The sequence below is a fragment of the Paraflavitalea sp. genome (assembly GCF_059502485.1).
In genome coordinates this window covers 2,156,521-2,180,107 of sequence record NZ_JCACET010000010.1, presented here as the reverse complement: position 1 = coordinate 2,180,107, position 23,587 = coordinate 2,156,521, and the positions used below count along the sequence as shown (strand labels likewise).

At 46.5% G+C, this 23,587-nt stretch carries 24 protein-coding genes; 14 read left to right on the top strand and 10 right to left on the bottom strand.

Annotated features, from left to right (window positions below; translation table 11 throughout):
• Nucleotides 1–16 precede the first annotated feature (16 nt).
• Complete coding sequence (locus tag AC5JBY_RS25960) at nucleotides 17–895, top strand: DUF6263 family protein (protein ID WP_495907583.1); 879 nt, start codon at nucleotides 17–19, stop codon at nucleotides 893–895.
• Nucleotides 896–926: 31 nt separating this feature from the next.
• Here AC5JBY_RS25960 and AC5JBY_RS25955 read toward each other — a convergent pair whose 3' ends face one another.
• Nucleotides 927–1,496, bottom strand: coding sequence for a thymidine kinase (locus AC5JBY_RS25955; RefSeq protein WP_495907582.1), 570 nt, complete (start codon nucleotides 1,494–1,496; stop codon nucleotides 927–929).
• A 76-nt stretch (nucleotides 1,497–1,572) separates the two neighbouring features.
• Here AC5JBY_RS25955 and AC5JBY_RS25950 point away from each other — a divergent pair, with 76 nt between their 5' ends.
• A complete protein-coding gene (locus AC5JBY_RS25950) occupies nucleotides 1,573–2,283 on the top strand; it encodes a DUF8457 domain-containing protein (RefSeq protein ID WP_495907581.1) in 711 nt (236 codons plus the stop codon).
• Here AC5JBY_RS25950 and AC5JBY_RS25945 read toward each other — a convergent pair.
• Nucleotides 2,256–3,539 carry a 3-deoxy-D-manno-octulosonic acid transferase gene (locus AC5JBY_RS25945; protein WP_495907580.1) on the bottom strand — a complete coding sequence of 428 codons (1,284 nt, stop codon included), beginning with the start codon at nucleotides 3,537–3,539 and terminating at the stop codon, nucleotides 2,256–2,258. The genes AC5JBY_RS25950 and AC5JBY_RS25945 overlap by 28 nt on opposite strands.
• 411 nt (nucleotides 3,540–3,950) lie before the next feature.
• Here AC5JBY_RS25945 and AC5JBY_RS25940 point away from each other — a divergent pair, with 411 nt between their 5' ends.
• From AC5JBY_RS25940 to AC5JBY_RS25900, 9 genes are all read left to right on the top strand, one after another.
• Nucleotides 3,951–5,087: a DegT/DnrJ/EryC1/StrS family aminotransferase gene (locus AC5JBY_RS25940; protein WP_495907579.1), complete on the top strand. Its 1,137-nt coding sequence runs from the start codon at nucleotides 3,951–3,953 to the stop codon at nucleotides 5,085–5,087.
• Between the two features lie 55 nt (nucleotides 5,088–5,142).
• On the top strand, nucleotides 5,143–6,462 hold the full coding sequence (locus tag AC5JBY_RS25935; RefSeq protein WP_495907578.1) for a UDP-glucose dehydrogenase family protein: 1,320 nt from the start codon (nucleotides 5,143–5,145) through the stop codon (nucleotides 6,460–6,462).
• 41 nt (nucleotides 6,463–6,503) lie between these two features.
• Nucleotides 6,504–7,484 carry a UDP-glucuronic acid decarboxylase family protein gene (locus AC5JBY_RS25930; protein ID WP_495907577.1) on the top strand — a complete coding sequence of 327 codons (981 nt, stop codon included), beginning with the start codon at nucleotides 6,504–6,506 and terminating at the stop codon, nucleotides 7,482–7,484.
• Between the two features lie 133 nt (nucleotides 7,485–7,617).
• Nucleotides 7,618–8,898 carry a nucleotide sugar dehydrogenase gene (locus AC5JBY_RS25925; RefSeq protein ID WP_495907576.1) on the top strand — a complete coding sequence of 427 codons (1,281 nt, stop codon included), beginning with the start codon at nucleotides 7,618–7,620 and terminating at the stop codon, nucleotides 8,896–8,898.
• Nucleotides 8,898–9,962 carry a dTDP-glucose 4,6-dehydratase gene (gene rfbB, locus AC5JBY_RS25920; protein ID WP_495907575.1) on the top strand — a complete coding sequence of 355 codons (1,065 nt, stop codon included), beginning with the start codon at nucleotides 8,898–8,900 and terminating at the stop codon, nucleotides 9,960–9,962. The genes AC5JBY_RS25925 and rfbB overlap by 1 nt, the downstream gene beginning before the upstream one ends.
• Before the next feature lie 16 nt (nucleotides 9,963–9,978).
• Complete coding sequence (gene rfbC, locus AC5JBY_RS25915; RefSeq protein ID WP_495907574.1) at nucleotides 9,979–10,539, top strand: dTDP-4-dehydrorhamnose 3,5-epimerase; 561 nt, start codon at nucleotides 9,979–9,981, stop codon at nucleotides 10,537–10,539.
• A 9-nt stretch (nucleotides 10,540–10,548) separates the two neighbouring features.
• Entirely contained in the window at nucleotides 10,549–11,415 is an 867-nt protein-coding gene (rfbD, locus tag AC5JBY_RS25910) for a dTDP-4-dehydrorhamnose reductase (protein WP_495907573.1), read from the top strand.
• A gap of 1 nt (nucleotide 11,416) precedes the next feature.
• On the top strand, nucleotides 11,417–12,628 hold the full coding sequence (locus AC5JBY_RS25905; protein ID WP_495907572.1) for a glycosyltransferase: 1,212 nt from the start codon (nucleotides 11,417–11,419) through the stop codon (nucleotides 12,626–12,628).
• Nucleotides 12,629–12,706: 78 nt separating this feature from the next.
• Nucleotides 12,707–13,642, top strand: coding sequence for a hypothetical protein (locus tag AC5JBY_RS25900; RefSeq protein ID WP_495907571.1), 936 nt, complete (start codon nucleotides 12,707–12,709; stop codon nucleotides 13,640–13,642).
• A gap of 63 nt (nucleotides 13,643–13,705) precedes the next feature.
• On the opposite strand, the gene AC5JBY_RS25895 is transcribed toward AC5JBY_RS25900, so the two are convergent.
• The 4 genes from AC5JBY_RS25895 to AC5JBY_RS25880 form a co-directional block, all read right to left on the bottom strand.
• The gene (locus AC5JBY_RS25895; protein WP_495907570.1) at nucleotides 13,706–14,386 is read right to left on the bottom strand and encodes a TapB family protein; all 681 of its coding nucleotides are present in this window, start codon (nucleotides 14,384–14,386) and stop codon (nucleotides 13,706–13,708) included.
• Nucleotides 14,387–14,553: 167 nt separating this feature from the next.
• Nucleotides 14,554–15,084 carry a hypothetical protein gene (locus tag AC5JBY_RS25890; protein WP_495907569.1) on the bottom strand — a complete coding sequence of 177 codons (531 nt, stop codon included), beginning with the start codon at nucleotides 15,082–15,084 and terminating at the stop codon, nucleotides 14,554–14,556.
• Entirely contained in the window at nucleotides 15,081–15,425 is a 345-nt protein-coding gene (locus tag AC5JBY_RS25885; protein ID WP_495907568.1) for a hypothetical protein, read from the bottom strand. The genes AC5JBY_RS25890 and AC5JBY_RS25885 overlap by 4 nt, the downstream gene beginning before the upstream one ends.
• 67 nt (nucleotides 15,426–15,492) lie before the next feature.
• Nucleotides 15,493–16,065 (bottom strand): RNA polymerase sigma factor, encoded by a 573-nt coding sequence (locus tag AC5JBY_RS25880; RefSeq protein WP_495907567.1) that lies wholly within the window; start codon nucleotides 16,063–16,065, stop codon nucleotides 15,493–15,495.
• A gap of 165 nt (nucleotides 16,066–16,230) precedes the next feature.
• Here AC5JBY_RS25880 and AC5JBY_RS25875 point away from each other — a divergent pair, with 165 nt between their 5' ends.
• Entirely contained in the window at nucleotides 16,231–17,358 is a 1,128-nt protein-coding gene (locus AC5JBY_RS25875) for an SGNH/GDSL hydrolase family protein (RefSeq protein WP_495907566.1), read from the top strand.
• A gap of 86 nt (nucleotides 17,359–17,444) precedes the next feature.
• On the opposite strand, the gene AC5JBY_RS25870 is transcribed toward AC5JBY_RS25875, so the two are convergent.
• Both AC5JBY_RS25870 and AC5JBY_RS25865 read right to left on the bottom strand, forming a co-directional pair.
• Nucleotides 17,445–18,968 carry an IPT/TIG domain-containing protein gene (locus AC5JBY_RS25870; RefSeq protein ID WP_495907565.1) on the bottom strand — a complete coding sequence of 508 codons (1,524 nt, stop codon included), beginning with the start codon at nucleotides 18,966–18,968 and terminating at the stop codon, nucleotides 17,445–17,447.
• 13 nt (nucleotides 18,969–18,981) lie between these two features.
• Nucleotides 18,982–19,353, bottom strand: a complete 372-nt coding sequence (locus AC5JBY_RS25865) for a hypothetical protein (protein ID WP_495907564.1) — start codon at nucleotides 19,351–19,353, stop codon at nucleotides 18,982–18,984.
• Nucleotides 19,354–19,761: 408 nt separating this feature from the next.
• Here AC5JBY_RS25865 and AC5JBY_RS25860 point away from each other — a divergent pair, with 408 nt between their 5' ends.
• Nucleotides 19,762–20,811, top strand: coding sequence for an N-acetyltransferase DgcN family protein (locus AC5JBY_RS25860; RefSeq protein WP_495907563.1), 1,050 nt, complete (start codon nucleotides 19,762–19,764; stop codon nucleotides 20,809–20,811).
• Nucleotides 20,812–20,822: 11 nt separating this feature from the next.
• On the top strand, nucleotides 20,823–21,890 hold the full coding sequence (locus AC5JBY_RS25855; RefSeq protein ID WP_495907562.1) for a mandelate racemase/muconate lactonizing enzyme family protein: 1,068 nt from the start codon (nucleotides 20,823–20,825) through the stop codon (nucleotides 21,888–21,890).
• Here the strand turns inward: AC5JBY_RS25855 and AC5JBY_RS25850 are convergent.
• Both AC5JBY_RS25850 and AC5JBY_RS25845 read right to left on the bottom strand, forming a co-directional pair.
• Nucleotides 21,885–22,199 carry a hypothetical protein gene (locus AC5JBY_RS25850; RefSeq protein ID WP_495907561.1) on the bottom strand — a complete coding sequence of 105 codons (315 nt, stop codon included), beginning with the start codon at nucleotides 22,197–22,199 and terminating at the stop codon, nucleotides 21,885–21,887. The two genes, AC5JBY_RS25855 and AC5JBY_RS25850, sit on opposite strands and share 6 nt — an antisense overlap.
• 98 nt (nucleotides 22,200–22,297) lie before the next feature.
• Nucleotides 22,298–23,194, bottom strand: coding sequence for a toxin-antitoxin system YwqK family antitoxin (locus AC5JBY_RS25845; RefSeq protein WP_495907560.1), 897 nt, complete (start codon nucleotides 23,192–23,194; stop codon nucleotides 22,298–22,300).
• Nucleotides 23,195–23,587: the final 393 nt, after the last annotated feature.

Below are 23,587 nucleotides of genomic sequence, written 5' to 3'. Positions count from 1 at the left end.
CCTTCATCAAACTTATATGAGAATATTGTCTTTTGTTCTATTCGCCTTCATGCTATTGAGCATGACCTGCCGGAATCCTGCAGGAGACAGGTGGATGCTGGAGCCTGCCGGCGGCGAACCCAGCTATGTAATTACAGAAGTGGCGATACCTGACGTGTCACGGCCAAGACCAGATACCATCATTACCGGTTTTCGGCTGCGGCAGTATGGCTCTGTGACCAAAGGTAACGTGGTGGATAGTTTATTGATGATGGAGGCGGTGTTTGAGCAATTACAACGTACAGAACGGTTCCCGGTATTTACTATGGCAGGCCAGCCGCCCAGCAGTATGGAAAAGATATACCAGGACATGAGGGCTACGCACGACAGTTGCCGGCAGGGTGTGATAGGTGATTCTGTTTCGTTTTACAGTGACAGAAGCGGGCATGTCGTATCGGTAAAAGGGGCTGATGAAGTAGTAGAAAAGATAGCGCTGGCCACCGGTAAAGACGGCCGTGAAGTGTATGGCAGCTTGCGCGATATGTTCAGTACTACCGTACTGCAGGACCTGTTCACCCGTCTATTGTTTTACTTTCCTCCCTCCCGGAGGGTGAAGGTGGGTGACAGCTGGGTAAACAATTATGTGTTGAAGGCTAAAGCGCCGGTGAAGTACAGTAATATTATCACGGTAAAAGGGATACTGGGTGATACCGTGATGATGTCTGTTAAAGCTGCCGTATCGGCCTGGACGGGTGAGGGCGGAAGGATCTTTGCCCAGGGCACGCAGGAAGGCACCATTACTGCCAGTTTATCTACCGGGCTGCCGTATCATTTTTCACTTGAAGACAAGCTGGTCACGAAAACCGATCTCCAGGAAATAACAGCCAGTCATACTTTTACTGTTCGCCGCCAATAAACTGATCAAAACTTTTAGTGAGTTATAACTGCTAAGCTTTTTCGTAATAACATTTTCTGCAGCGAGGCTCATAGCTGTCTTTCTCGCCCAACAATATCCGGGAGGCGTCAGGTGCTTTGCGATAGGAGTAATTGGCAATGTTGCCGCAGCGTACGCAAATGGCGTGGAGCTTGGTAATAAAGTCTGCCTTCGCTAACAGATTCGGCATTTGCCCGAATGGTTTGCCGAGGTAATCCATATCGAGCCCTGCGATGATGACGCGTACGCCTCTTACCGCCAGCTGATCGCATACGTCCGGCAGCTGATCATCGAAGAATTGCGCTTCATCGATACCTACAACATCTACACCGCTGGCCAGTAACAGGATCGTTTGGGAATTGTCTATCGGAGTGGAAGTAATGCTTGTTGCATCGTGCGATACGATATCCTGTTCATGGTATCGCACATCTATTTTGGGTTTAAAGATCTCTACGTTCAGGTTGGCAATGCGGGCACGCTTCAGCCGCCGGATCAATTCCTCTGTTTTACCGGAAAACATAGAGCCGCAGATCACTTCTATAAAGCCGCGCCGTTCGCCTGATATATTTGGTTCTATGAACATGTTAACGGAAATAGGTATAATAATTGTTAACTTTATAGTACAATATCTAACCCATAAAGTACCCACCCAATCTACTATGGAGCGATTAAAACAATTAATCGGCAAATTAAACGAACAATTCGAACAAAATGCCGATAATAAACAACTATTAGTCACCACTCAACTCATTGAGGCGGAGCTAATGCGGTTGTCCGCAGCTTCACGAGTGGCGCAGGGCACTTCCAAGGTAGCGGTTGTAATGCCCGCTGCACGTACAGTATACAATACAGTGACGGTGGAAGCGCCTGTACTGGAAGAAAAAGCCACTGAAGAGATGACCTTACCTGTTGAAAAACAGGAAGAAAAACCTGCTAAAAATGGCAATGGTCATCATGCTCCGGTTGCAGCCCCGCAAAATGGCTATCAATACAACCCGCTTACTGAAATACCGACGCTGGCCCATCAATCTTCGGCCAAAGAGCTCAATGAAATGATGGCAACGGCCCAGGATTCTCTTAATGATAAGTTAAAAGAAGAGCGGATAGAGATAGGCCACCGGCTCAATGATTCGCCTGTTCGTGACCTCAAAAAGGCCATTGGTATCAATGACCGTTTTGTGTTCATCAATGAACTGTTCCGTGGCGATGAAGTGATGTATGAGCGCAGTATTAAAACCATCAATGGCTTCCGTATCTATCCCGAAGCACAGTACTGGATAGAAAGGGAATTGAAGATAAAGCTGGCCTGGGATGATTCGAAAGACACCACCCGCCACTTTTATCAGTTGGTCAAAAGACGGTTCTCGTAAATAAACTGCAAGACGGCTTTTGTAGCGCCTGTTTTTGCATGAACATATTGGCCTGCCTGTTGGCAGGCTTTTTTGTAGGCAGCCTCGTTGGATAACAGCTCATCCAGTGTTTTCTCCAACTCCAGCGCTGTGTTGATGGGAAAAGCGCCACCCTGGTCCACCAGTTCTGTGGCTTCAATATACTTCTCATACACGGGCCCAAAGACAACGGGTTTATTGTACACGGCCGCTTCCAGCACATTGTGCACGCCATCACTGCCAAACCCTCCACCGATATAAGTAATAGTGGCGTATTTGTAGAGGCGCGATAACATGCCGATGTTGTCGATGATGAGTGTATTGGTATTTTTTTGTTCGCGGCTTACGGTGCCCGGAACACGTTTTTGAAGTATAGAGTAGCGAATAGTATGCTTGAATAGTTTTTCGATCTCTACGAGGTGGGCTTCTGTGATCTCATGCGGGGCAATGATGAACCGCATGTCGGGGTGCGTATTGGCATAATGGTCCAGCTCTTCTTCATCATCGGGCCAGGTGCTGCCGGCTACGACGGTAGGATGATCGCCGCAAAAGGCTTCAATGGCGGGTATGGGCGTGAACTTCTCTACAATGGCGGCCACCCTGTCGAAGCGGGTGTCACCATTCACCGTTACATTCTTAGTAAAGCCGATGCCGGCCAGCAGTTCCTGCGAAGCAGGCGTTTGTACAAACAGGTGGGTGAAGCTTTCCAGTATATATTGGTGGAGGCGGCCATACCATTTGAAAAAGGGCTGGTCGGGACGAAAGATGCCTGATACGAGCAGGGTGGGGATGCTGCGTTTTTTGAGTGTGGTGAGGTAATGATACCAGTACTCGTATTTTATCCAGATCACCAGGTCGGGCTGTACGATGTCCAGAAAGCGGCGGGCGTTGGCCTTGGAATCCATGGGCAGGTAAAAGATATAATCGGCGCCTTCATAGTTCTTGCGCACCTCATAGCCGGAGGGGGAGAAGAAGGTCAATAGTATCTTAACTCCTGGGTGTTCTTCCCGCAACGCCTCTAAAACGGGCCTGCCTTGCTCAAATTCGCCCAGGGAGGCGCAGTGCATCCAGATGATCTTTGAGTCATGGGTTATGCGACTTCCGATGGCTGCTTTCAGCTTCTCCAACAATCCTTTTCTTCCTTCCAGCCATAGCCTTGCTTTGGGGTTAAAACGGGCGGCCAGGCGTACGCCTAACAGGTAGAGGCGGCAAAAAATAGTGTAAAAAAACAGGTGCACGGGTGATTTTGAATTATTTGCAAAAGTCGGGAAAAGACGGGAAGTTATCAGTGTATTATATGTTTAGTGTTTGGTGTATGCCTCAAACAATGCGTAGTATTCCCAAATATGGAATAAGTGTCTTGTCTTGGGAACCGAAGGCATCGATAGCCCGTTGTAGCTCGCTGCTGATCGGATAATTATTAATTAAATATGAAGCCTTGTTGCCTGTGGAGGGGCCAGGTGAGAAAGGGGTGATTCTAAACAGGTGGGGAATGGGTATATTACGCAATAATTTAAGCTAAAGCTTGCGTAAGGATACGCTAATACATAGGATTATTCCTGATTTGCCTGCATTACTTACTACGCCCCCATTGCATAAACCAGTTTTTTGTGGTAGGTTTGTGCCCGTTTCAAAAGAAAACGTTGAGTATGCGGCCGATACAAATGGTGGATTTAAAGCAGCAGTATGCAAAGATCAAGAAAGAAGTAGATGCAGGTATTCATGAGGTGATCGATGCTGCGGCGTTCATAAATGGAAAAGCAGTTACGGATTTTACGGCCGCCTTAACGAAGTACCTGGGGGCAAAACACGTAATCCCCTGCGCTAATGGTACAGACGCCCTGCAGATAGCAATGATGGCATTGAATTTGCAACCGGGCGACGAAGTTATCACACCGTCCTTTACCTACATTGCAACGGTAGAGGTGGTAGCCCTCCTGAAACTGAAACCAGTCTTCGTGGAGGTAGATCCCAAGACTTTCTGCATCGATCCTGCTGCTATAGAGAAAGCCATTACATCAAAAACCAAAGCGATTGTTCCGGTACACTTGTACGGACAGGCAGCCAATATGGAAGCCATCATGGATATAGCCAACCGCCACGGGTTGTATGTTATCGAGGACACTGCACAGGCTATTGGTTGTAACATTACGCTGAAGGATGGCACCGTGAAGAAAGCCGGTACTATCGGCACCATCGGAGCTACTTCGTTCTTCCCATCTAAGAACCTGGGATGTTATGGAGACGGCGGTGCGATATTCACCAATGATGATGAGCTGGCCAACCAAATGAAAAAGATTGCCAACCACGGACAGAGCAAGCGTTACTATCATGATGTGGTTGGTTGCAACAGTCGCCTCGATTCTTTACAGGCTGCTGTGTTGAATGTGAAATTGCCACACCTGGATCAATATATTGCTGCACGCCAGGCAGCGGCTGATTTTTATGATAAGGCTTTTGCCAATCATCCAAAGATCACTACGCCAGCCCGGGCATCGTATAGCGACCACGTGTTTCACCAATATACCCTCCTGCTTGAAGGCGTTGATCGTGATGGTTTGAATCAGTATCTGGCCGACAAGGGTATCCCATCCATGATCTATTATCCTGTACCCGCCCATCGTCAACAAATGTTTGCAGCTTTCGGCGGTTCATCCTTTATCCTCGAAACGACCGACTGGCTTACGGAAAGAGTGATCTCGTTGCCTATGCACACAGAACTCGACGAGGAACAACTGCTTTTCATTACCAGCAATGTATTGGAGTTTATTAACAAACATTCATAAAACCTTAGCCTGATGACAAAGGCTTAGTGAACCCTAACACAAAAAACGTTTCAATATGAAAATTGCTGTTGTTGGAACCGGTTACGTAGGATTAGTGACCGGGACCTGTTTCGCTGAGACAGGAAATGATGTTACATGCGTGGACATCGACAAATCGAAAGTGGATAAGCTGACGAACGGGCAGATCACCATTTACGAACCAGGTCTGGAAAAGTTATTCCTCCGCAACCTGAAGGAAGAACGTCTCCGTTTCACCACCAGCCTTGAAGACGGTATCAAAGATGCCGCTATTATCTTCCTGGCACTGCCTACGCCTCCCGGCGAAGACGGCTCTGCTGATCTGAAGTACATATTGGGCGTTGCCGATCACCTCGGTAAGATCCTGAAAGATTATAAAGTTATCGTAGATAAAAGTACGGTACCTGTAGGTACTGCTGAAAAGGTACATGCTGCTATCGCTAAGAACTACAAAGGTGAGTTCGACGTAGTATCTAACCCCGAGTTCCTGCGCGAAGGTGTGGCTGTAGACGACTTCATGAAGCCTGACCGTGTTGTAATCGGTGCTTCTTCCGACAGAGCCAAGAAAGTGATGGGCGATCTGTATGCTCCGTTCGTTCGTTCCGGTAACCCTGTTATCAACATGGACGTTCGCTCTGCAGAGCTTACTAAATATGCCGCTAACTCTTTCCTCGCTACCAAGATCTCTTTCATGAACGAGATCGCTCAGCTGTGCGAGCGCCTTGGTGCTGATGTTGACATGGTGCGTCGTGGTGTAGGTAGCGATGATCGTATCGGCAAGCGCTTCCTGTTCCCCGGTATCGGTTACGGCGGAAGCTGCTTCCCTAAAGACGTTCAGGCGCTGGTGAAATCTTCTACTGAAGTAAATTATGATTTCCAGATCCTGAATGCAGTGATGGACGTGAATGAGAAGCAAAAGCTTCACCTCATGCCCAAGATCAACAAGTACTTCAAGGACAACCTGAAGGGTAAGAAATTCGCTATGTGGGGTCTGGCCTTCAAGCCTAATACAGATGACATCCGCGAAGCTCCGGCTTTATATATGATCGATGAGCTGACAGCTGCAGGCGCTACACTGAGCGTGTTTGATCCTGAAGCGATGGCCAATGTGAAAGGTGTTATCGGCGACAAGGTAGAGTATGCTGAAAACCAGTATGACTGTCTGGAAGGTGCCGACGCTTTGATCATTGCTACTGAATGGAATGAGTTCCGCACACCCAACTTCCTGAAAATGGTAACGGCGCTGAAGAACAAAGTGATCTTCGATGGTCGTAACCTGTTTGAAGGCAATGCTGTAAAAGAGTTAGGTTTCTATTATGAAAGTGTGGGAAGGGCAACGGCCGTTCCAGGTAAATAAGCTGTATTCATTTCCCTTACCCCCACAAACAACAACACAACATGGCAAAAAAGAGAGTTCTGATAACCGGTGCTGCCGGATTCCTGGGTTCGCATTTGTGCGACCGCTTTATCAAGGAAGGTTTTCATGTAGTAGGCATGGACAACCTCATCACCGGTGACCTCAAGAATATCGAGCATTTGTTCAAACTGGAAGAGTTTGAATTCTATAATCACGACGTTTCTACGTTCATTCATGTGCCGGGCAACCTGGATTATATCCTGCACTTTGCTTCTCCGGCCAGCCCGATCGACTACCTGAAGATCCCTATCCAGACCTTGAAGGTAGGTTCATTGGGTACGCACAACTGCCTTGGTTTGGCAAGGGCTAAAGGTGCCAGGATCCTGGTAGCTTCTACTTCTGAGATCTATGGTGACCCGATGGTGCACCCACAGAATGAAGAATACTGGGGTAATGTAAACCCTGTAGGTCCCCGTGGTGTGTATGACGAAGCTAAGCGCTTCCAGGAAGCGATGACGATGGCTTATCATACTTTCCATGGTCTTGAAACCCGCATCATCCGCATCTTCAATACATATGGTCCGCGTATGCGCCTCAATGACGGCCGCGCGTTACCAGCTTTCATCGGCCAGGCTTTGCGTGGTGAAGACCTGACTGTGTTTGGCGATGGTTCTCAAACAAGAAGCTTCTGCTATGTAGATGACCTGGTGGAAGGTATTTACCGTCTCTTGATGAGCGATTATCATATGCCGGTAAACATTGGTAACCCCGATGAGATTTCCCTGAAAGAATTTGCAGAAGAGATCATCGCGCTCACCGGCACCAAGCAGGAGATCGTATACAAGCCACTGCCTGTAGATGATCCCAAGCAACGGAGACCTGATATTACCCGTGCTAAAGAACTGCTGGGCTGGTCACCGAAAGTAAACCGTAAAGAAGGCTTGAAAATTACTTACGAGTATTTCAAAGCCCTGAAGCCGGAAGAATGGTTCAAGCAGCCTAAAGAATTCGTAAGCAGATAAATTTATATCCCATCAGGCCGCTTCAAGCGGCCTGATGGGCTTCATTAATCCCTGGACCCGGAAAACCAAAACTTCTTCTTAGGCCTGACTGGTTTTTGCTTAATCTTGTCGGGTTTATAAATTCAATACCATAATGTACCAGGAATTAGTTGAACAGAAAGCCAAATTAGCTGTGATAGGTTTGGGCTACGTAGGCCTGCCTATTGCATTGGAGTTTGCCCGTAAAATACCCGTGATCGGATTTGATATCAATGCCAAACGTATCGAAATGATGCAAAATGGTATTGACCCCAGCAAGGAAGTAACAGCAGAAGAGTTCAAGGGTACCAACATTGTTTTTACCAATCAGTTGGATGTGTTGAAGCAGGCCAATTTCTACATTGTTGCTGTGCCTACACCCGTTGATAAATACAATGTGCCCGACCTGAAACCTTTGTTAAGTGCTTCTGAAACGGTGGGTAAAGTGCTGAAGAAGGGTGATTACGTGATCTATGAATCAACTACCTATCCCGGATGTACAGAAGAGGATTGTTTACCGGTATTGGAGAAGTTTTCGGGACTAAAGATGGGGATTGATTTCAAGCTGGGTTATTCACCTGAGCGTATCAACCCGGGCGATAAAAAGCACACGTTGCGCACGGTGATCAAAGTAGTATCTGGCAGTGATGCAGAAGCGCTGGATGAAGTGGCGAAGGTTTATGAGCTGGTAGTAGATGCCGGTGTACACCGCGCTTCTTCTATCAAAGTGGCAGAAGCTTCGAAGATCGTTGAGAACACGCAGCGCGACCTGAACATTGCTTTGATGAATGAGTTGTCGCTGATCTTTGATCGCATGGGCGTTAATACGTATGATGTAATAGAAGCGGCCGGTACCAAATGGAATTTCCTGCGGTTTCAGCCGGGCCTCGTAGGTGGACACTGTATAGGAGTGGATCCTTACTACCTTACTTACAAGGCAGCCTCGCTGGGTTATGAATCGAAAGTGATCACGGCCAGCCGCTATATCAATGATGATATGGCCAAGTACGTGGCACGCAAGATCATCACTCATGTGCTGCGCAACTCCAACGATCCTAAAGTGCTCGTGAAAGGAGTTACGTTTAAAGAGAATGTAAGTGATATCCGTAATTCGAAGATCGTAGATACGGTAAAAGAATTACTGGCTTTCAATATTCAGGTGGACGTGGAAGATCCTTATGCAGAGAATGAAGAAGTGCATGAAGAGTATGGATTGCACCTGGTAAAACAACCCGCAACGGATTACGATGCGGTGATTGTGACGGTGCCACATAAACCTTATACTACGCTGGGCGATGCCGATTTTGTGGCTATTACCCGTGAGCATGCGTTGATCGCAGACCTGAAAGGAATGTATAAACATACTATCACCAGCAGAAAATACTGGAGTTTATAATGGCTAACTATACTAAAACCTTAATGATCACAGGCGGCGCCGGTTTTATCGGCTCCCATGTGGTGCGGTTATTTGTAAACAAATACCCTGATTACCGTATTGTCAACCTGGATGCCCTGACTTATGCAGGCAACCTGGAAAACCTGGAAGATGTAAAGGATAAACCTAATTACGTTTTCGAGAAAGGTGATATTACGGACGAACAAAGAATTACTGAACTGTTTGAAAAATACCGGTTCGATGGCATCATTCACCTTGCGGCTGAAAGCCATGTGGACCGTTCTATCAGCAACCCGCTGGCTTTTGTACGTACCAACGTACTGGGCACAGTAACGTTGTTGAATATATCCCGTCAGTTCTGGGGCGCTGATAAACAGGGTAAACTGTTTTATCATGTTTCTACCGACGAGGTATACGGCTCTTTAGGTGAAACGGGCTTCTTTACGGAGGAAACTGCTTATGATCCCCGCTCTCCTTATTCAGCTTCCAAAGCTTCTTCGGATCATTTTGTAAATGCCTACTATCATACTTACGGGCTGCCGGTGATCATGAGCAACTGTTCCAACAACTATGGCTCACACCATTTTCCCGAGAAGCTGATACCGCTTATGATCAACAACATCAAGAACAGCAAGCCACTGCCGGTATATGGCAAGGGTGAGAATGTGCGCGACTGGTTGTTTGTTGAAGATCATGCCCGTGCTATCGACACCATTTTCCATAAGGGTAAAGTGGGAGAGAAGTACAATATCGGTGGCTTCAACGAATGGAAGAATATCGATATCGTAAACCTGCTGTGCAGCGTCATGGATAAGAAGCTGGGGCGTGCAGCCGGCGAGTCGGCTAAACTGATCACTTACGTGACTGACAGGCCCGGCCATGATATGCGCTATGCGATCGATGCCACCAAGCTGAATGAAGAACTGGGCTGGAAACCTTCTCTGCAGTTTGAAGAAGGACTGGAAAAGACAGTAGACTGGTACCTGCAGCACGAAGAGTGGATAAACCACGTTACTTCTGGTGACTACCAACATTACTACGACGATCTATACGCTAAGAGATAGTATTTAAAATTGTTCTATGCCTTTTATTGAAACAGGATTACCCGGCTTATTTGTTTTTGAACCCATCGTATTTGAAGATAGCAGAGGATATTTTTACGAGGCGTATAATGCGAATACTTATACTAAACAGGGTATAACCACTCAATTTGTACAGGATAACCAATCCCGTTCCTCCTACGGTGTGATCAGGGGCCTGCATTATCAATTGCAGCCGCATGCGCAGACCAAGCTGGTGCGTGTGTTGCATGGCACTATCCTGGATGTAGCTGTCGATATCCGCAAGGATTCTCCTACCTATGGTAAAGTGTTCTCCGTGGAATTATCGGCTGACAATAAAAAGCAGTTGTACATACCTGCCGGTTTTGCACATGGTTTTTCAGTGTTGAGTGAAAAGGCCGAAGTGCTGTACAAATGCGATGCTTTTTATAGCAAGGAGAGTGAAGGTGGTATTCTGTACAATGATCCTTCTTTGAATATCGACTGGAAGATTGCTCCTGACAAAGCGATCGTGAGTGACAAAGATATCAAGTTGCCAACACTGGCCGACTGCAAGAATAATTTCGTTTTCGAAGGTTAATCATACATCATGGCAAAACCTAAAATACTGGTTACGGGTGGTAAAGGACAGGTGGGCATGTCACTTCAGATGCTGTCTGCTTCTTACCCTGCTTTTGATTTCATTTTTGTTGACAAGGAAGAGTTGTCCATAGACCGGTTTGAACTGGTAAGTCAATACTTCGATGTAGTGAAACCTGCTTATTGTATCAATGCAGCTGCTTATACGGCGGTAGATAAAGCAGAGAGTGACAAGGAAGTTGCTTTCCTGGTGAATGGTGATGCGGTGGGTGTACTGGCTTCGGCTTGTAAGAAATATGGCACTAAATTCATCCACATCTCTACGGACTATGTATTCGACGGCACTTCGCCGGAACCTTATAAAGAAGACACGCCTACCAATCCTGTCAACGTTTATGGTGTTTCCAAGTTGAGGGGTGAGGCATTGTGTTTATACTACAATTCCGATGCGGTGATCATCCGCACAGCCTGGGTGTATTGTGAATATGGAAACAATTTTGTGAAGACCATGCTGCGCCTGATGAAGGATCGTCCGGAGCTGAATGTGGTGAGCGACCAGGTAGGCGCCCCTACGTATGCGGTTGATCTGGCGCAGGCGATGCTCGACATTGTGACGCAGGATGCATCAAAAGGATGGGCTCCCGGTATTTATCATTACAGTAACCAGGGCCGTATCAGCTGGTACGACTTTGCCGTGGCTATCAAGGAGCTGTCCGGCAGCAGTTGTGCTGTGAATCCTATTTCTACGGACCAGTATCCCACGCCTGCCAAAAGGCCTTCATTTTCTTTACTGAATACGCATAAAATTCAAGCTACTTACGGGTTGACTATCCCGGCCTGGAAAGATAGCCTGCAACGCTGCCTGCAACGTTTATAACATGAACAGACATTGCGACATCATCTGCTTTACCTTATCAAGATGGGATTCTACCATTTCTTCTCCGGCATTGGCATTGGCTATTGAATTTGCCAAGAACAACCGGGTATTTTATGTGGAGCATCCTTTTTCCTGGAAGGATTACGCAGGTATGCGCAATGATCCGCAGATACAAACGCGTAAGCGGGCTTTGCTGACAGGGAAGGATATTTACAGTAACCCTACTTCGCTGCCTTCCAACATTACTGTAGTAACGCCTCAGCTTACGATACCTGTCAACTTCCTGCCACCAGGGGGTACGTACAATCGCTTATCGAAGATCAATGACAGGCTGGTGCTGAAAGTGATCCGCCAGCTGATCAAGGATTACCAGGTGAAGGATTTTATCTATCTCAATTTCTTCGATCCTTATTTCGTACGCGAGCTGCCTGATGATATAAAGCCTATCTATACTGTTTACCAGTCGATGGATGATATTTCACAGGTGGATTATTCCAATCGTCATGGAACAAGGCTGGAAGAGGAGATCATTCGCAACTTCGACTTTACGTTATGTACTTCCAAAGAACTGACGCGGCTGAAGTCGCCTTTTTCTCCCAATACGTATTTCCATCCCAATGCAGCTGATATAGACGTTTTTCAAAAGGCGGCTACTGTGACGCTGCCTAAGCCGGAAGCACTTCAAAATATTACCAAGCCTATTATTGGTTATACTGGTAGTATTGAATACCGTTCAGACTTCGAACTGCTGAAAAAGATAGCAGAGTATCATAAAGACAAAATATTATTCCTCGTTGGCCCCGTGCAGGGCGAAGAACACAAGGAGGTGGGACTCGATAAAATGCCCAATGTGGTATTTGCCGGCCCCCGTAAGATCACCGAACTGCCCAATTACCTGCAGTACTTCGACTGTGTGATCATTCCTTTCAAAAAGAATACGCTCACCAAAAGTATTTACCCGCTCAAGATCAACGAATACCTGGCTGCCGGCAAACCGGTGATCGCCACTCATTTTTCGGAGGATATTTATACCTTCAAGGATGTAGCTTATGTGGTAGACAGCCATGAGGAATTCCTGCAAACCATCGATAAAGCGATTGCAGAGAATAACGAGGCCCGCAAGCAAGCCCGCATGAAGGTAGCTGCTTCCAATACCTGGACTGCACGGGTAGAACAGTTTTGGCAGATACTGGAGAAGGGAAAGAAGGCATAGTTGACAGGTTGATGAGTTGATAGGTTGAAAAGGAAGGCAGTCGTTGATAAGTTGAAAGGTTGGAAAGCTGACAAGGTCATGAAGCATCTTCTCATATTCTTGATTGTCATTTTGTGTGTTTGTTCTGCGGTGGCGCAGGAGGGAGATAACATGCTGTCTTTTAAGGTCGGCAATGATGTGATTGTGACCATAGATTATCCTGCTGTTATTCATAAGGATCGAAAAACAACACTCGTTTTCTTTGCCCTGCCCAATGGTAATACTACTGCTCAAACGATAGGTAAAAAGATGGAAGCCGGCGACGACTGGCATTATGATATTCAGCATATAGGGGCGCAAACGAGGTTTGTACGAAATACGTGGAAGCGCCAAAATGTAATAGTAGCCTACCTGGAGAATACGTACAAAAGCTGGCCACAATGGAAAACACAACATCCCAATTACCGTGAACTGGTACAGCATATTACGGACACGGTAATAAGTCTGGCTCCTGGATTATCCAATGTTTACTTTAACGGACATAGTGGGGGAGGAAGATTCCTGTTCAGTTATCTCGACGGCGTAGATACCATACCGGTTTTTGTGCAACGCATCAGTTTCCTGGACAGCAATTATGGCTACGATTCTTCTTATACGCAAAAGCTGATTACCTGGTTGAAGAGTAATAAGTCTGCCTGCCTGAATGTATTTGCTTATAACGACAGTGTTGCGGTTTATAATGGAAAGCCCCTGGTATCGGCTACCGGCGGCACCTGGTATCGCAGCCGGCTGATGCTTCAGCACCTATCGTCGGCATTTTCTTTCAAACAGGTACGAAACGATAGCCTGATCGTATACAAGAGTAATGATGCGCGCATTCAATTCTTCCTTAAAACCAATCCCGACCGGAAGATATTCCATACGCAACAGGTAGGACTGAATGGGTTTATTCATTCGCTTTTTTGTGGTACACGCTATGATTCGCGCCGGTATCAATACTACACAAAAAGGGCCTACTCAAAGTACATTGAATAGGCCCTGTGCCGTAATTCCGTTTGCCTCCTTATAGTGGAGAAAAACCTGATCCCTGATGACTGTTTATTTGATAGCAGTGATGGCTGTGCCACCATGCTTGCTGTCTGTTTTTACCACACCAAAGCCGGGTGCAAACCACTCTGTTCCTTCTATGTTGACAGGGATACCGATTCCCATCGTTTTAATAGTGATCTTACTTTTATAGGTGATCTTAAAACAATCCCACGTACCAGCGGTGGTTGTTACCTGTTCTTTGCCTTCTACTTTACGATTGCTCACGATCATATTGATCGACTGCTTCATACCTTTATTATCTATCTGAAGGTCCATGGTAGCATCTTTCAGTTGATCACCCACCTGCATGGAAGCAGGATATTCCATGTAAATGTTTTCGGCTTTTGCATCGGTAGTACCAAATTGTTCCTGTTGGGCAGCCGGTAAGGTCATTTTCATGTCTACCATCATGATCCCTCCTTTACATTGGATAGTGCCTTTGGCCTTGCTCATGGATTTCCCTTTCTTATCAAACATTTCAGAGTTGAGCTGACCGGTAACGGTGCCACCACCATTGGTTACTTCGGATACGTTGTATACCTGCTTGCCATTGGCATCGCCCTTCTTATTATAGATGGTCATTTCAATGGTCTTGTTGTTTTGCAGGTAGTAAAAACCTTTACAATCCTGGGCCATGCCTGGTGTGATGAGCAGGCATGCCAATAGTGTAAGCAACCAGTTATTTTTCATGAAGCTGTTTTTACGGGTGTTTTGCTACTGCAAAGTAACAGCGTATAGAAAGGGAAGACAATACCCTCTTTGTGGTAGGTAGGCTTTAACCAGTAGTGGGGAGAAATGAAAGTGTGAATGGTACTGCTACCACATGCTTTAAATTCGGTCGGTTTGAGTAGTTTGTATTACTTCTTTACTGCGCCAGAATCTTTGGAATTGCCGGGTTTACCTGGGTTGCGCCAGCCACTTGTCATGCGGTTTACAATTTCCTTGACAACGGTATCGAACTTCAACACCTGCTCGGGCTTGCAAAGGGCGCGAACCTGCTGGAAGTGTTGGAAAGTAACGAGGTCTAATTGCTTTTGCAAGGCGCCAATTTCATCGGCCTTGGTTTGTAAGATGGTGTCCTGTGTGGCAGGCTCTTTCAGCAGATCGAAGAATCTCTTTTTGGTATTGCGGATAGAGTCCATGAGGATCTTTTGCCGGCCAAGCATGGTATCTCTTAATTTCCAATAGACGGTTTCCTGCTCTTTATCGAGCTTCAGTTCATTGACCATGAATTGCCCCATGCGTCTTTGCCTGTCACCGCCGCTTTCGTTATTGCGGGGCTGTTCAGCAGGCTTCATGGACCAGTAAATAGACAAAGTAATGATGTTGGTTACCAATAAGATCGCTACTAACAACAGTAACCACTTTTGCCTTGGAAATTTCGTCATGGTGCTACATTGGTTTCATCGTATACGGGGTACGTGCCCATCGAGTAGTCGGATGCTAATAATTGTTGTTGTTGTGTGCTTTCGTTGGTAACTACTTTTTCCTGCTCCCACATCTTCATGATGGTAGTAGCATTCAGGATAAGGATAATGGCTGCCAGACTGAGGGCTAATGCCGGTTTGGCGAGCAGGCGTACGATAGGGCCGCCTGTGTATTCCAATTCCCGTTCCATCCTGCCCCGGAGACGGGTGTAGAAGAACGCCGGGGCCTTGGCCCTTTGGATACCCTCCAGGCTGGAGAGCACCTCGTCGATCTCGTGTGGATTGTTCGGCTTGGTTGACATGATCTTGTAATTTATGTAAAAACTACTGTATTTATTTGACGTTTTCAGATAAGGAAACCTGCGAATATTACCCCCCCTGTTGCAAATGTTTTTCCAGTATTTTCCGCAAATTCTGGCGGGCCCGGAAAAGCAGGGATTCCACTGCCGACACCGAGAGCCCCATCACATCTGCAATCTCTTGATAACTAAGCTCTTCTGTTTTATGGAGGGTAAATGCTGTTTTCTGATTTTCAGGCAGTTGATCTATCGCCTTGAATAAGAGGGCCGCCTGCTGTTTCCTGTCCAGCGCTGCGCCCGGGTGGTGGAAGTCCACCGGATCGTGCAAAAGTTCATTATCGGCGCCAAACAGGCTGGTTAGGAAGGCGAACCGCTTTTTCCGCTTCTTGCTCCGGATATGGTCCAGAGCTTTCGTAGTGGTAATACGATAGATCCAGGTGGACAGGCGGGCATCTCCTTTAAACTGGTCGATCGATTTATATACCTGGATAAAAACCTCCTGCGCCACATCTTCCGCATCCGATTCGTTCTGTACCACACCAAGCGCGGTATTAAACACCATATCCTGGTAACTCTCTACCAATGTTTTGAAAGCCAGCTCATCACCCTGCCGGAGAAGTAGTATTAATTCCTGTTCGTTCAAGAAGTCACCCGATTAGAGTTTGGCGCTACAACTTACGAAATCCTTCATAATTAAAATCACCCTTAACATATAAAACCGACCGCCAGTACTTCATAAACAACGTTTTAGGCGCTTTTACGGCATTTTCCCCCGAAATAAACGATAGTTTTGTACAAACCTGTATGCATGAAGGGTAAAAAATGGCGTTCCCGAAAGCCTGTGAAAATAGCACTCTACTGCATTTATCTTTTCGTGATCGTATTTATTGCCCTGGAAATCATACTGCGCATCTACAATCCTTTCCATTTACGGCTGAAGGGAGATAAGATCATACTCCCGGTCAATCAACACCAAACCATCACCAATTCGATCAATCCCAAGCTGGATTCAGTGATTGTCAACACCAGGAACGGGCTGGGATTCCGGGGGCCTGAATGGCCGGTAGATGGAAAAAAATACCTGAGCATCATTACAGTAGGAGGTAGTACAACGGAATGTCATTTTCTCAACGATCAATATACCTGGCCTTACCTGCTGGGGCAAAAGCTGGGCGACTCGCTCAACAATGTATGGCTCAACAATGCGGGAATGGATGGTCACTCCACCTATGGCCATCTCATCATGCTCAACGATCACGTTAAGAAACTGCATCCATCGGTAGTATTGTTTCTGACAGGTATCAACGATGTGGAAACTGCCAGTCCCTCCTTTCATGACAACCTAAGCACAAGGGGAGCATGGTCTGACTTTAAACATTATATTTTTGAAAACAGTGAGGTGCTGAATCTTTTATTGAACCTGTCGCGGGGCTGGCGTGCGCAAAAGTTTAACAATACTACACATGATATGATAGTGTTGAATAATGATAAATTGTTGCAGCTTCCGGATTCAGTGATCAACAAACGAATAGCTGATCAAAAACCATTTCTGACGGCTTATAGAAATAGGTTGCTGCAACTGGCTGATACCTGCATAGCTAACCACATGTTGCCGGTGTTTGTAACCCAACCCAATCAATTTGGTGCAGACAAAGATTCTCTGACGGGTGCAGACCTTGAATTGTTTGAGGTAGAACCCGGATTGAATGGTAAACTGATATGGCGCATATTGGAAGAATACAACGAGGTGGTGCGCAACCTCGGGCGGGAAAAGCAAATACCGGTGATAGACCTTGCCCACCTGTTGCCCAAGAGCAGTGTGTATTTTTATGACGCTTCACATTTCACCAATGCCGGCGCTGAGAAAGTAGCCTCCTTGCTTGCTGCTGGTTTGTTGCCTGTATTGGAAAAACAATTTCCGGAAAATAATAAGTGAGTTGTCAGTGGTGAGTTGTGAGTGAGAATGCGAAAATAAGAAGGCTGCTCCCAAAGTGGAAGCAGCCTGTTATGATCCGTCCCTGATTAAAATTTGAACTCGTATAACCGGCCGGAAGTCGTCCAGCCATAAATAGCTTTCGCTCCATTAATGGTAAGCACGGCCACGTATTGAATGGAAGGCGAACCGGCTTGCCTGATCACGGGTCTCCATGTGCCACCGTTGCCATCGGGCAAATATTCCCACACATTTTTATCTGTTACGAAATAAGCTTTACTGCCAATGGTAAAGGAAGGATTGGTGAGTGATTGAACATCTTCAGGAATATCGGTAACCCTGGTGACACCACCTGCTTCTGTATATTTATATATCGCTGTGCGTTGTTGCAACATGGCCGGTAATGCCCTGCCCATAAAAGCTTCATTGTTCAATACAACTGCACTGCCGGTATTCAATTCACTGAAAGGTGCATTGCCCGCAGCGAGTGTCCAACTGCCGAGGTTGTTATTGGCAGTGGGGTTGAACTGGTAGAGGTTTTTATTGTCGCCGCCATATCCTACAAATATTTTATTGTTCAGGGTGAATGTCACAGCACCTGCTACCTCATGTGGGTAATCGGTAAGCCGGGTAGCGGTATTGGTTTCAGGATGAAATTCATACCATTGCTTGCGGCCTGCGTTGGCAAAGCCGGTACCCATAAATACGCGGTCATTGTGAACGATGGCTGCTACGCGTATCACCTTAGCGGGTACCATCTCCTGCGGAACAGGATTTTGTACCTGCCATCCTTCAGCTGGTTGTGCAGGATCATATATGGCGTATAGTGATTCGCTTTCACCAGCTACAATGTTGTTGAAGCCCCAGTATATTTTGTTCTTGTATACGAATGATGTTCCAAAGGGGAAGGCGTTGCCACCGTTGCCAAACAATACTACATTTTTGGATTCCCAGCGTGCATAGGGGCCTGATGCCTCTACTGTAAAGACGTCGGTTGTTTCCAATACATCCGCATCGGAGTTGACTACAATCTTATGTGCAGTGAGCGAAGTATTGACGGGGATTGTAAACACGATCTGTGTGGCGCTGCGTTGCGATACCTGGGCTTCTACGCCATTGAGCTTTACAGTTATATTGTTGCCAAACTTCTTTCCGGTGATGGTAACGGTGGTGCCTAAGGGCCCTTGTTTGGGTGCAAAGTCAGTGATGGCTGTTACTTCGGGATCTACTATAAAATCAGTAGCTGAAGTATCCGATTTGTTGCCCACTTTCACAATGATCTTTCCTGTAACAGCAGTTGCCGGTACTTTGGCTTTGATCTCAGTAGCGTTGGCGGCTGTTAACTCTGCCTCGATGGCTGACCCTGCAAACGTTACCCTGTTTTGTAAAATACCTGCACCAAAGTTCTTTCCCTGTATGGTGATGATGGTGCCGGGAGTTCCGTGGGCTGGTGTAATGGAAGTGATCTCCGGGCTGGTGTTGCCCGGCGGATTGTTGTTGTCATCGCGTGGCTTGTCGTGGTCTTTTCCACAGGCTTGCAGGATCATTAATACTGCTAATAATGTCCATAATAGGGTCCGTTCATTACGTGATCTTCCTTTCGTCTTGTACATGTTATAATGCTGATTATGATTTTGGCGTAGTAGTAAAATCCATATCTATTGAAAGCTGCAGCCCTTCATCAGGTATTCGCTCAACGACTATTTTAAAGTGGATGATACCGGAGTATTCAAAAGAAAATTTCCTGGGTGTACAACTGTTGTGCTGTGCAGCAGCAGTCGTTGTTTTCTTTTCAATAGCCATGTTTTCGACGGCCGGACTGAATCCCGAGGAAAAGGAGAGGGCAAGCAAGGCGGAAAATAACAGGATCAATGCGCCCGGGAAAGCAGGCAGCAGGTTAACCCTGTTGCATGAGCTATGAGCCCACGATTTGCTGCCGGTGAGGCATGCGGCAGGGTAACCTGCTGTGAGGTGATACATGGATGGTTGCTTATTCATGGTCGATACTTATGCCTTGCGGCAACAATAAATAATTGGAGAATCTTAAATGGAGGGTGTATTCATTCTTGATTCAATCGTTAATCTGTCCGGAGGGTGGTTGGACAGGAGTAACAGTCGTATTGCTTTGACACAGGATTAGACGCAATCGTTGTATTGGACGGAACAAAAGTAGCAGAATTATTTTCCAGTAAAAGTTATAAATATGTGAACGGTAGGCCGGGTGGTCAACAACTGTTTGTTATGCAGGTTTTTGCAGGCTTCCGTCTGGTAAACATCTGCTGTTGGGTGGCCTCCATTTGTAACCTGCAACCGGGACTGTTTTTTCAAACAAATACACGCTCAGCTTCACTTTTACTGCCGGCAATGCTTAATATTTGCCTTTTTTACCGCTATATAAGTTACAGTATGAAGAGTAATGCAATTGTATTGACAGATGGTATGCTGGCCGAACCGGCTGCCAAAACCGCGCATGGTTTGATACGTGGTTCGGACAGGTTTACTATTGCAGGTATTATCGATCCTTTGCATGCCGGCAAAGATGCGGGTGAAGTGATCGACGGACGCAAAAGAAATATTCCGGTGTGGGCTACGGTGGAAGAAGCGATTGCACAAAGTGCTGAACCCATTCAATACAGCATCGTTGGTATTGCTCCCAAAGGTGGTAAGCTACCCCCCGCTCTTTATAAAGGACTTGAAATTAGTCTCAGCAACAAGATCTCTATCATCAATGGTCTGCACGATTTTATTTCGGACATGCCTGAGCTGGCTTCCCTGGCCAGCATTCACGGCGCTACCATTACAGATATCCGGAAACCTAAAGACAGGAGTGAACTGCATTTCTGGACAGGCTGCATTTTTGAAGTAACCTGCCCCATCGTAGCGGTGTTGGGCATAGAAACAAACCTGGGCAAGCGCACTACTACGCGTATGCTGCGGGATAGTTGCCGGGATAATAACATACAGGCGCAAATGATATTTACCGGTCAAACAGGTTGGATGCAGGATGGTAAGTACGGATTTGTACTGGATACTACCGTGAACGATTTTGTATCGGGCGAACTGGAGCATCATATCTACACTTGCTACAAGGAAACCAATCCGCAGGTCATCTTTATCGAGGGACAATCAGGACTGCGTAATCCATCAGGTCCTTGTGGATCAGAATACCTCGTATCGGGCAATGCCCGTAAAACAGTGCTCGTGTTTAATCCGAAAGGACAATACTTCAGTGACAGACCCACCTGGGGCGTACGGCCTTCTGTAGAAAGTGAGATCGCGCTGATAAAAGCGTATGGCAGTGACGTGATTGGTCTGGCCATCAATACCAGGGAATGTACCAATGAAGAAGCATACCGCTTCCGCGATCAGTATGAACAACAATTGGGGCTTCCTGTGGCGCTTCCGATACAGGAAGGAGTAGATAAATTGATACCCGTAATACGTACCATTATTTAAACGACTCATTCATGAAGATCAGATCTGTTGTTGCCAGCTGCGAGGATCTACAATTGACCAGGCCTTATACGATCGCTTATAAAACGGTGACGCATGTTGAGAATGTGGTAGTGAAAGTGGAATTGGAGAATGGTATAGTAGGGTTGGGCACTGCCAATCCCAGTAAATATGTAGTGGGCAGTGATACCACGGCTACTTTGCGCGCTTTACAATTGGCGGACCTTGACCAGTTGAAAGGAAAAGATATCCGTGCGTTCTATTCACTGTTGCAATACGTACATCAGTTGTTCAGTAAAGAAGCAGGTGCCCGGGCTGCATTGGATATTGCTTTGCATGATGCGTTTACGCAATGGCTGGGTGTGCCGCTGGCGGGTTTCCTTGGTCAGGTGATCAACAAACTGCCGACTTCTATTACCATCGGCATCAAGCCGGTGGGGGAGACGCTGGTTGAAGCAAAAGAATATGTAGAGCGTGGCTTTCGCATATTGAAAGTAAAGCTGGGCCAATCACCCGAAGAAGACATCGAGCGGCTGGTGAAACTGCGTGAAGCACATGGCAACAATATTGTTATTCGCATAGATGCCAACCAGGGATATACTGCGGAGGAACTGATCAGCTTTTATGAAAGAACGGTGCCGCTTCACCTGGAGCTGATAGAGCAACCGCTGAAGGCTGATGCTATAGAGGCTATGAAACAACTACCCTCTTACATTAAAAAGCTGGTGGCTGCCGATGAATCGCTTGTTAATCCTGCCGATGCGTTTCACCTGGCCGATCATCCGGGAGCTTGCGGCATTTTCAATATCAAGCTTATGAAGTGTGGTGGTATTCAGCCTGCGCTGGAGATCGCTACCATTGCCCAAAACGCCGGCCTCGAGCTGATGTGGGGCTGTAATGATGAAAGTATTATCAGCATCAGCGCAGCGTTGCATGCTGCGTATGCTTCTGCTGCTACCCGCTATCTTGATCTCGATGGCAGCTTTGATCTTGCCCGTGATATCGTGAGTGGAGGCTTTACGGTGAAAGATGGGTATATGTCGATTAATGGTGAGCCGGGATTAGGTGTGACTCGGTTATGAGTGTAAGCTAAGGCCGAAGTCACTGAGCGCGTAATTTTTACTGATGTGGTTAATGCCGTCGACGCTTAACGTACCGGTAATAATTTTCGTAACATCATTGGCCGTCAATTTTAATTTATAGTCACCACCTTTGTTTCCTTTAATAATAAGGCGGATATTAACGGTAGTATCCTCAAACTCGATGATACGGTCGCCCATATGATTTTGCCCTACTTTGGCGACCGGGATGCCTTGTGCTTCGATGGCAATGGCAATCTTGTTGAAGTCGCCTTTGGCAGAGATGAAGACTCTCTTTTTTACTTTAGGCATGGCAGCAGGTTTTCGTAAATATAGCTAAAATATGTATGTTGCCGTTAGTGTAACATTATTACGCTTACTCGATCATGATGAGCTAAAAACAAAAATGGTTATCTATCTTCTTCCTTAATCTTCACGCCATCTTTGAAGGTTATCACTGTATAGAGCTTTCCTTCTTCGGTGTAGTAATTGATATAGCCGTTACCATCCTTCAATGTTCCCTTGTCTCTTTCCTTGCCATTTTTATCATAACTACCAATAATATTCATCGTCTTTCCCCGCTTGTATACCGTTTCGGTCCACAATTGTCCGGAAGGGTAGTAGTACCGGTATACGCCATCGATGCTATCTGCCTCATTGCGGAAAACCTCCTGCATCTTTCCGTCCGGGTAGTATGATTCATAGGCGCCCTGCCTCAGACCTTTGTCGTATTCAATGATGAAGCTCAATTTACCGCTGGGATAGAAGTACTCCTGTCGACCCTGCTTTTGACCTGCTACGAAGGTTTGCTTACCAAAAACCTTTCCATCCGGGTAAAGCAATTGAGACGAACCATCAATTTCCCCTTCCTGGTAAGTGCCTTCCTGGGCGGTCTTGCCATCCGGATAATAGTACTTGAAAGGGCCATTCGGTACGCCGGCCTGGTAGGTAAGGGTCTGAGAAAGGATCTTACGAAAGGATTTGTCCTCGATCACATAGATCCGCCAATCGCCCGTGCGTTTGTCATCAGTGAATTCACCTTCTCCATAAAACAGGTATATGCCCATCGTTTTCAACGGACTGCCTTTGCTTACCTGATAGGAGCCGTCGTGGATCGTCTCATAGTCTTTCCATTTGCCCTGGCGCCGTTCTTGCTTGTCATGACGGCCTTTGGGTATAAACTCTTTACCGGCCAGACCACTACGCATGTGGGCATTCATGATGCTATCGTAGATGAGAGTAAGTTGTTGGGCGGCAGCGGTGAGAGACAGGCTAACGGTCAGGGTAATAAGAATGAGATATTTCATGGTTTGGTATTATAGTAAAGATAGGGAGTTAGAAAGAGATGAGGGTGTCGTCGTAGACAGTACAGGATGATGCACAGGCTGTTCGAGGAGCTGAGAAGTGCAACGTTTAGATGAGTTATGTGGCCTTACTGGCATACCTCCTTACGAAGAGCTTCACCTTGACGAAGGTCAACTTACCTTAGTTATAAAAACAAAACCCCGAAGCATGTGCTTCGGAGTTTCTTTGTTGCCCGACCTGGGCATGAACCTTGTCTGATTTCCAATGTCTTATAAACCAAGTGCCACACAAAGTGCAACACATCTCAATTTCATTTTTCGTGCATCAAAGTGGTTGACGCTCAGCAATAAAGGTACAATTAATTATGTTAGATTAGATTAAAAACGACTATTTTT